This window comes from uncultured Romboutsia sp. (assembly GCF_958366745.1).
Lineage (GTDB): Bacteria > Bacillota > Clostridia > Peptostreptococcales > Peptostreptococcaceae > Romboutsia > Romboutsia timonensis.
This window is the reverse complement of the sequence record NZ_CATXCO010000116.1, coordinates 1-7,446: the sequence shown is the minus strand read 5'-3', so window position 1 is coordinate 7,446 and position 7,446 is coordinate 1. Positions and strand designations below refer to the sequence as shown.

Here is a 7,446-nt window from a genome sequence, read left to right as displayed (position 1 = left end):
ACTAAACTTCTTGCTAATGGATTTGGTATATATCCTGTTTCCTTTATTACATCTAAAACTTTTTGTTTTACTTCATCTGTTACGGGTTTTGAATCATTTATTACTCTCGATACTGTAGATATAGATACCCCTGCTTTTTTTGCTACATCTTTTATAGTTATCGTACTTTTCATCTTTACACCATCCTTACGTAATACTATTTATTTTCAATTCGATATTTTCCATTTAAATCTTAATTATACTATTCTTATATAATTATGTAAACACACTTATCTCTATTTTTAAAATCTTCTTTAACTTTAATTATTCATTTTATTATATAAATTTATACAATATAAATAAAAAGTACTGGTATAAAACCAGTACTTCTTACGATAGCTAATTATTTTTAGCAGCATCCATCATCAAATAATCCACCACAAGAACAAGTTATTAATAATAATATTAAGAATGGTATCCATGCCATTATATCTATATCTACCCAAGTGTCTCCAAATGCTAAGAATAAGAAGAATAATATTATTATCCACCATCCTGTACCAAAGAATCCATCACATCCACCAAATAATCTATCTAGCATGATAAAAATCCCCCTTTATTTATCTTATAAATTTTAAGACTATATAAAACTTTTATGATTTTAATGTTTTTAGTGTTACACTAAAATTTAATTTCTAGTCAAAGAATCCTCCACAACTGCAAAGTATTAATAATACTATTAAGAATGGTATCCATGCCATTATATCTATGTCTACCCAACTATCTCCAAATGCTAAGAATAAGAAGAATAATACTATTATCCACCATGCTCCTGCTCCAAAGAATCCATCATTTCCAAATAATCTTTCTAACATTTTGCTACCTCCTGATGATATTTTATATTGAGCTTGCGCTCTTAACATATAATATGCAACTAAGGTAATTTGTGATATTAAATTTATTTAGTTTTTATTTTTTATAGAGTAAGAATTGTATAGTATAAAGAAAAAGGATGCACAATTGCATCCTTCTTCTTTATATACTAATTGTTATTAGCAGTCATAACCATTATCTAAGCATCCACAATCTCCATCAATGCCTCCGCATGAGCATACAATTAGTAATAATATTAAGAATGGTATCCAGTCAGTTATACATATTTCACTCCAACATTCTTGGAAAGCTAAGAATAAGAAGAATAATACTATTATCCACCATGCTCCCCCACCAAAGAATCCATCGCATCCACCGAATATTCTACTTAATTTACTACTCACAAAGATCCCCTCCTTGAATATATATACAAGTTAGATAGTACCTAGCTGTCAATAGGGTTTTTCACCCTTCTAATTATATACTATGTAAATCTTTATAAAGTGTTATTACTTTTTTTAAAATTTTTTATTTTTTTTAAAGAGGCTAAAATTAGCCTCTTTAAATTTGTTTATATTAACAGCAACCACCATCAAATCCAAAGTTAGTTAAAAGTAAAATTAATAATACTATCCATATTAGAGCCATATCATCACAGAATAACCATTCTAGTAAATCATCTCCTAGTAAAAGTATAGCTCCTATTATTAATAATATTATTAATCCACCTCCTCCAAATCCACATCCACATCCACCAAAGAAACGTTGAATTCCTTGTTGTTCTGACATCTTTATGCCCCCTTTTTTATTTATAGGCAACTGTTTTTATTACCTATTTAATAAATAATATGTATTTATGCATTAAATTGTTACATTTTATTATTTTTTTAGAGCAAATATTTTTGCATAAAAAAAAGAAACCATATAGATTTCTTTTAAGATTAGATTAATAGCAGCTATCATCAAAATTAAATAGTAATAGAATTATTAATATTACCCAAATCCACATACTATCATCTTCAAAAAAATTATCTAGTATATCTGTACATAAAACCAAAAAAACTAAAACTACTATTATTAATAATCTATTACCAAATATACCATCATTTCCTCCAAAAAATCGGGATATCGTATCTTCTAGCTTTGCCATGACATTCCCTCCCTTGAACTTGCTCATAAATTAAGTATATATATTAATTGGTAAATAAGTTACCTCAATTAAGCTCTTATTAAGAATTTTATCTAATTCTTTCTCTGATAAATTATTGTACTTTTCAACCTCTTCTAAATATTTTAAATCAGATTCTGAAATACTTTTTATCAACCCTTCTATAGACTTTATCTTATACTCTTTATAGTCTTTTACTAAAAATGAGGTTTTAGAATTTTTTATTCCTTTTTTTAAATTGATTAATCTCGTTATATACTCATCTTTTTTCTCCATTACCTGTTCTTCTTTTTTAACTATATCTTCTAAAATTATATTACTTTCTAAAATATAGTCTTTTATCTTTTGCATATCTAATGTTATAGAATTATAATAAAAATTTGTTAATATAACTAAGAATACTACAACAGATGATACTAATAATCCTACGTATTTCATAAAATTTCCTCCTAAGTTATAGTTTGTATATTAAATTTATATTCATATTTTATAACTTTATTACTTTTTATTTAAATGTATATTGAAAAATTGTCAAACTTATATTAAACTACAATTAAAATTATCAATTTATTTATAGGAGGATAATATGTTTGAAAAAATAAGATCAATAATTTCAGAACAATTATCTATAGATGATGTAGATACTATAACTTTAGATACTTCTTTAACAGAAGATTTAGAAGCTGATTCTTTAGATGCCGTTGAAGTTATAATGGCTCTTGAAGATGAATTTGGAATAGAAATACCAGATGAAGAAGCTGAGCACTTCAAAACTATAGGCGATATATGTAAATTCATAGAAAATAATAAATAAAAACCGAGATTAATCTCGGTTTTTATTTATTATTAACAGTAGCAATCATCATTGTTATTATTAAATAAAAATAATATAAATACTATTGCTATAATCCAAATTAGTGAATTGTTTTGCTCAAAAAAACATGCTAAATCTCCGTTACTAAGTATTAATAAAACAACAAGCCCTAATATAAGAAATACTAATGTAGGATTATCGTTAAAGAAATCAAATCCTCTAAACATATCCCTTAATTGATCCATATACACTCCCCCTTGGTATGTAGACAGTTTATCTATTAATAATATATATGAACAAACCTATATTTTAGTGCTTGTATAAAAAAATTCACTTCGCTTTAGCTACGTGTCGGCGAAACACTTCATTTTACCAATGATATATCCTTGCTACTACTAGGTATACATCTATTACTCAAAATAATCATTGAATTACAAATTATATAAAGCATGTATATTTTATAATATAAAAATAAGCACCAATATCTAAATATTAATGCTTACTTTTATAATTATTTTTCTTCATAGAATCTTACATTTTTTATAACTATGTCTATACTTCCATCTGGATTTTGCCTTACACTGTATTTCATTGGATCTTCAAAATCTGTTAAGTCTGCTTTTATATCAAATCCATTATCTGTTTTGATACCTCTTTTTTTAAGTTTTTTCTCAACCCATTTCTTATCTATATTAAAACTTTCATCTAAGCCTTTATCTTCCATATGTTCTTTAAAGCTTTCTTTAAGTTCATCACTTTTTATAGAGTTTTCTACAAATTCATTTAAGTCAATTTCATGTTTTTCTTTTAATGTATAGTTTAATATACTTCTTACTTCTTCTGCTTGCTTTATATCCTCACTTAAAGCATTTGTTATCCAATTTTCAGCTGTATTTTTAAATACTTTTGTCTTATATTTATCATCATCAACTCTTTCTGCATTTAAAAATTCTGTTATAAACTTAGACTCTGTTTCTGCTTTTTCTGCATCTTTATCTAAAAGTCTTAATTGATATTCATCATTCATTCCACTTACACCAATCAATGCACATTGCTTTTGTCTTCCAGTCTCTGGTATACCTATTTCATTAGCAACCATTTGTATATTAAATTTTTCATCTACGAATTCTATAGAGTGAGTATATAATTTTTTATAATCTAGCTTTAATATAGCTACATACTTTTCATCCTTTACTGTATATAAACAAATAGCTAAATCACAAGATTCCAACTCTGAATTTATTTTCATAATATCAAATAAGTATGCTGCTATCTCTTTTGAATTTTCTAAAAATGTATTTTCATCATATATAATTTGTTCACAGCAATTTCTAACTACATTGTCATTATAATTTTTAAAAACACCTTTTCTTAAATCATCATCTTTTGTAACCCTTTTTATAATTTTTTGAAAAAACTTATCTACTTCTGGATTAATTTTTCCTTCAAAATCATTTAATATAGGTACATCGCTATTCTTATCTAAAACATGTACAATAAATTTGTGTATTATCATAATTCCCACCTCAAATTAATTATTTTTTCTTAGTTTTTCAATTAGATTTTTTATATCATTTGACAACTCTGCTTTAAACTCTAAATTTTCCTTAGTTCTTGGTTGATTAAATGATAAACTATATGCATGTAAAGCTTGTCTATTTATAAGATTTTCATCTACATATCCATATAGCTCATCTCCAATTATACCATGTCCAATATGTGACATATGTACTCTTATTTGATGTGTTCTTCCAGTTTCTAGTTTTACTTCTACCACAGTCGCATCATTTAACCTCTCTAAAACTTTATAATGTGTTATTGATGCTTGTCCTTTTTCATCAACTATTCTCTTTATACTATCTTCAGTTGGTCTATATATAGGTTCATTTATAGTTCCTTCATCATTTTCTACTATACCTTTAACTACTGTTATATATTTTTTTTCAACAGCATCATTTCCCATATCAACAGATAGTGTATGATGTGCATAAGCATTCTTAGCAACTATAACAAGTCCTGAAGTATTCATATCTAATCTATTCACAAATCTTACTTTTACCTTTTCACTTTTTTCCTTGATATAGTATGTAATTCCATTTGCTATTGTATTATCAAAATGACTTTTAGTTGGATGTACTACCATAAAAGGAGGTTTATTAACCATTATTATATCAAAATCATCATATAATATATTTAAGTTTAAATTTTGCGGCTCAAAGTTTGCCATTTCCTCTTCTATCTTTACTTCTATTAAATCACCTTTTTTAAGCTTTGTACTTGGCTTTTTAAAAACTCCATTTACAAATACACTCTGCTCTCGTTTCATCTTCGATATTGACCTTACAGAAAAATTTAATTTATCCAATAAAACTTCCTTTAGAGTTAATTCTTCTTCATTTGTATACGATATAAGGTTGTATTTTTGGTCTTCTTTTTTAAACAAATTTACACCATCCTTCATTAATAATAACATTATCTATTTTATACTATTTTTTTAAAATAGATAAGGATTTTTTGTAGCTATAAAAATTATATTTATATAATAGTACATATTTTAATTATAAAGTAACTAATTAACTTTCCAAATTATGCTATAATACAAAGTATAAAGGGGTGTAGAGATGAGAAGAATTATAACTATAAATTCAAATCAAGTAAATAAATCTGTTGAGACAAAAAAAATACTAACAGAAAAACTAACCAATGCTGGATTTGAAGTAACATATGAGTTTTGTCAAGATGCCGAACTTATAATATCAATTGGTGGAGATGGTTCTTTTTTAAAGACCGTTCATGATTTTGACTTTACTAAAACTCCTATAATAGGAATAAATACAGGTCATCTTGGTTTTTTCCCAGAAATATCACCTAACCATATAGATAGTTTTATTAAATCTTATAAGAATAATGATTTTTTAGTGCAAGATATATCCTTACTCAAAGCCAATATATGCACTAATAATTGTAACTCTCATATGTATGCCATAAATGAGGTTGTAGTAAAAGGGGATAAATCTAGAACTATACACCTTAGTTTAGATGTTAATGGTAAGCATATACAAAATTTTAGTGGCGATGGAATGATTATATCTACTCCGACTGGCTCTACAGCTTATAATTATGCTGCTGGTGGAAGTATAGTAGACCCTGGATTAAACCTTATGCAACTTACACCACTTTATCCTATAAACACAAATGCATATAGATGCTTTACATCTAGCATAATTTTTTCTAGTAAGTCTATAATAAAAATAATACCTGAATATAGATTTGAAGATTCTATTCTAATCGTAATAGATGGAGTTGAATATAGATTTAATCATATGTCTAATATAGAGGTATATATCTCTGATTTAAAAATAAAACTACTTAGAATGTTAGATTATGAATTTTGGAGTAGAGTTTCAGAAAAATTTTTATAATATCTTGGAGGAAATACATATGAAAATTGGAGTAATGAGTGATACTCATGGAAGTTTAACTTATTTTGAAAAAGCATTAGATGTATTATCTGATTGTGATGTTTTAATCCACGGTGGAGATATACTTTATCATGGTCCTAGAAATGATATACCTGAAGGGTATAATCCAAAAGGTTTAATTTCTAAAATAAATTCTTTAGATAATATAATCATAGCTAGAGGTAACTGCGATGCTGATGTAGATCAAATGGTAATAAATCATCCTATACAAAGTCCTTATGTTATGAGCCAATTTGGTGAAACTAGAATAGTTACCACTCATGGTTATACAGATTCTAAAGAAGATACAATTAATAAGGCTAAGAGTATGGGAGCTGATATACTTATCCTTGGCCATACACATGTTAAAGAATTATATCTTGACGAAAATTTAGTAGTTCTAAACCCTGGAAGTACTTCTATACCTAAGGATGGTACTCATTCTGTAGCTATAATAGATATTATTCAAAGTGAAGACGAAATTGATATGAATTTTAATTTAATAGATATTAATACTAAAAATATAATAAACCTTGACTAATATATAAAATTTTTAAGGAGTGGTATACTTACCACTCCTTATTTTATTATTAATCATCTGAAGTTTTTATATCATGGACACTCTTACTCTCTTTGCTACTTTTACTATCACTAATGCTCTTACTATTATTTACTGGTTTATGTTTAGTTATTTTCTTTTTATCTTTAACAGGCTTACTAATATGAGAATGTTTACTATCATTTGAACTTTTACTATTGTGCGAATGATTTGTTTGTTTCATAGTATTTATGCTCCTTTAATATATTATTAATCCTCTTCTTCATCTTCTTCGTCACAGTCTCCATTCATACCATCTATTCTACATTTATGTTTTTTACCACAGCAACCACAAGTAACATAAATATTTATAGGAGTATGAACAGTTATTGGTCCAGTATTATTAGTTGCATTTGATTGGTTATCATTATTAGCACTTGAATTAGATGTTGAAGTTGCATCTGCGTCTGCATAGGCTTCTGCTTTTGCTTTTGCTTCTAATTCAGCTTCTAACATTGACTTTAATTTTGATTGTAAATCCATGTTAGCATCTAAATCCATATCTATATCTTCTTTATGTTTATTTTTTGGATCTTTATGATGTTTGTCTTCT

15 protein-coding genes are annotated in these 7,446 nt (G+C 26.4%); 3 read left to right on the top strand and 12 right to left on the bottom strand.

From position 1 onward, the window contains the following. From Q5F54_RS08565 to Q5F54_RS08535, 7 genes are all read right to left on the bottom strand, one after another. Positions 1-173: LacI family DNA-binding transcriptional regulator (locus tag Q5F54_RS08565; RefSeq protein WP_302334238.1), on the bottom strand; the 173-nt coding region annotated here is incomplete at its 3' end. 215 nt (positions 174-388) lie between these two features. Next, positions 389-580, bottom strand: coding sequence for a hypothetical protein (locus tag Q5F54_RS08560; protein WP_071121302.1), 192 nt, complete (start codon positions 578-580; stop codon positions 389-391). Between the two features lie 94 nt (positions 581-674). Next, positions 675-854, bottom strand: coding sequence for a hypothetical protein (locus Q5F54_RS08555; protein ID WP_071121303.1), 180 nt, complete (start codon positions 852-854; stop codon positions 675-677). Between the two features lie 177 nt (positions 855-1,031). Further along, entirely contained in the window at positions 1,032-1,256 is a 225-nt protein-coding gene (locus Q5F54_RS08550; RefSeq protein WP_071121304.1) for a hypothetical protein, read from the bottom strand. A 172-nt stretch (positions 1,257-1,428) separates the two neighbouring features. After that, the gene (locus tag Q5F54_RS08545) at positions 1,429-1,641 is read right to left on the bottom strand and encodes a hypothetical protein (RefSeq protein WP_071121305.1); all 213 of its coding nucleotides are present in this window, start codon (positions 1,639-1,641) and stop codon (positions 1,429-1,431) included. Positions 1,642-1,798: 157 nt separating this feature from the next. After that, entirely contained in the window at positions 1,799-2,002 is a 204-nt protein-coding gene (locus Q5F54_RS08540) for a hypothetical protein (protein WP_071121306.1), read from the bottom strand. A gap of 30 nt (positions 2,003-2,032) precedes the next feature. Further along, a complete protein-coding gene (locus tag Q5F54_RS08535) occupies positions 2,033-2,458 on the bottom strand; it encodes a hypothetical protein (protein WP_281537256.1) in 426 nt (141 codons plus the stop codon). 148 nt (positions 2,459-2,606) lie between these two features. Between Q5F54_RS08535 and acpP the strand changes: the two genes are divergently transcribed. Further along, a complete protein-coding gene (acpP, locus tag Q5F54_RS08530; RefSeq protein ID WP_071121308.1) occupies positions 2,607-2,834 on the top strand; it encodes an acyl carrier protein in 228 nt (75 codons plus the stop codon). A gap of 32 nt (positions 2,835-2,866) precedes the next feature. On the opposite strand, the gene Q5F54_RS08525 is transcribed toward acpP, so the two are convergent. From Q5F54_RS08525 to Q5F54_RS08515, 3 genes are all read right to left on the bottom strand, one after another. Then, positions 2,867-3,079 (bottom strand): hypothetical protein, encoded by a 213-nt coding sequence (locus tag Q5F54_RS08525; RefSeq protein ID WP_071121309.1) that lies wholly within the window; start codon positions 3,077-3,079, stop codon positions 2,867-2,869. A gap of 266 nt (positions 3,080-3,345) precedes the next feature. Beyond that, positions 3,346-4,350 carry a nucleoid-associated protein gene (locus Q5F54_RS08520; RefSeq protein WP_071121310.1) on the bottom strand — a complete coding sequence of 335 codons (1,005 nt, stop codon included), beginning with the start codon at positions 4,348-4,350 and terminating at the stop codon, positions 3,346-3,348. A gap of 15 nt (positions 4,351-4,365) precedes the next feature. Beyond that, entirely contained in the window at positions 4,366-5,277 is a 912-nt protein-coding gene (locus tag Q5F54_RS08515; RefSeq protein WP_281537265.1) for an RluA family pseudouridine synthase, read from the bottom strand. Between the two features lie 178 nt (positions 5,278-5,455). Here Q5F54_RS08515 and Q5F54_RS08510 point away from each other — a divergent pair, with 178 nt between their 5' ends. Further along, positions 5,456-6,256: an NAD(+)/NADH kinase gene (locus tag Q5F54_RS08510; protein WP_281537255.1), complete on the top strand. Its 801-nt coding sequence runs from the start codon at positions 5,456-5,458 to the stop codon at positions 6,254-6,256. A gap of 19 nt (positions 6,257-6,275) precedes the next feature. Then, on the top strand, positions 6,276-6,836 hold the full coding sequence (gene yfcE, locus Q5F54_RS08505) for a phosphodiesterase (RefSeq protein WP_071121313.1): 561 nt from the start codon (positions 6,276-6,278) through the stop codon (positions 6,834-6,836). 49 nt (positions 6,837-6,885) lie between these two features. Here the strand turns inward: yfcE and Q5F54_RS08500 are convergent, their stop codons facing one another. After that, positions 6,886-7,077, bottom strand: a complete 192-nt coding sequence (locus Q5F54_RS08500) for a hypothetical protein (protein ID WP_281537254.1) — start codon at positions 7,075-7,077, stop codon at positions 6,886-6,888. Positions 7,078-7,103: 26 nt separating this feature from the next. Then, the coding region (locus Q5F54_RS08495; RefSeq protein ID WP_302334237.1) for a hypothetical protein at positions 7,104-7,446 on the bottom strand (343 nt) is incomplete at its 5' end.

Excerpts from the sequence above, each read along its gene's own strand:
- Q5F54_RS08560 (WP_071121302.1), bottom strand. The coding sequence starts at position 580 with ATGCTAGATAGATTATTTGGTGGATGTGATGGATTCTTTGGTACAGGA.
- Q5F54_RS08555 (WP_071121303.1), bottom strand. The coding sequence starts at position 854 with ATGTTAGAAAGATTATTTGGAAATGATGGATTCTTTGGAGCAGGAGCA.
- Q5F54_RS08545 (WP_071121305.1), bottom strand. The coding sequence starts at position 1,641 with ATGTCAGAACAACAAGGAATTCAACGTTTCTTTGGTGGATGTGGATGT.
- Q5F54_RS08540 (WP_071121306.1), bottom strand. The coding sequence starts at position 2,002 with ATGGCAAAGCTAGAAGATACGATATCCCGATTTTTTGGAGGAAATGAT.
- Q5F54_RS08535 (WP_281537256.1), bottom strand. The coding sequence starts at position 2,458 with ATGAAATACGTAGGATTATTAGTATCATCTGTTGTAGTATTCTTAGTT.
- acpP (WP_071121308.1), top strand. The coding sequence starts at position 2,607 with ATGTTTGAAAAAATAAGATCAATAATTTCAGAACAATTATCTATAGAT.
- Q5F54_RS08525 (WP_071121309.1), bottom strand. The coding sequence starts at position 3,079 with ATGGATCAATTAAGGGATATGTTTAGAGGATTTGATTTCTTTAACGAT.
- Q5F54_RS08520 (WP_071121310.1), bottom strand. The coding sequence starts at position 4,350 with ATGATAATACACAAATTTATTGTACATGTTTTAGATAAGAATAGCGAT.
- Q5F54_RS08510 (WP_281537255.1), top strand. The coding sequence starts at position 5,456 with ATGAGAAGAATTATAACTATAAATTCAAATCAAGTAAATAAATCTGTT.
- yfcE (WP_071121313.1), top strand. The coding sequence starts at position 6,276 with ATGAAAATTGGAGTAATGAGTGATACTCATGGAAGTTTAACTTATTTT.
- Q5F54_RS08500 (WP_281537254.1), bottom strand. The coding sequence starts at position 7,077 with ATGAAACAAACAAATCATTCGCACAATAGTAAAAGTTCAAATGATAGT.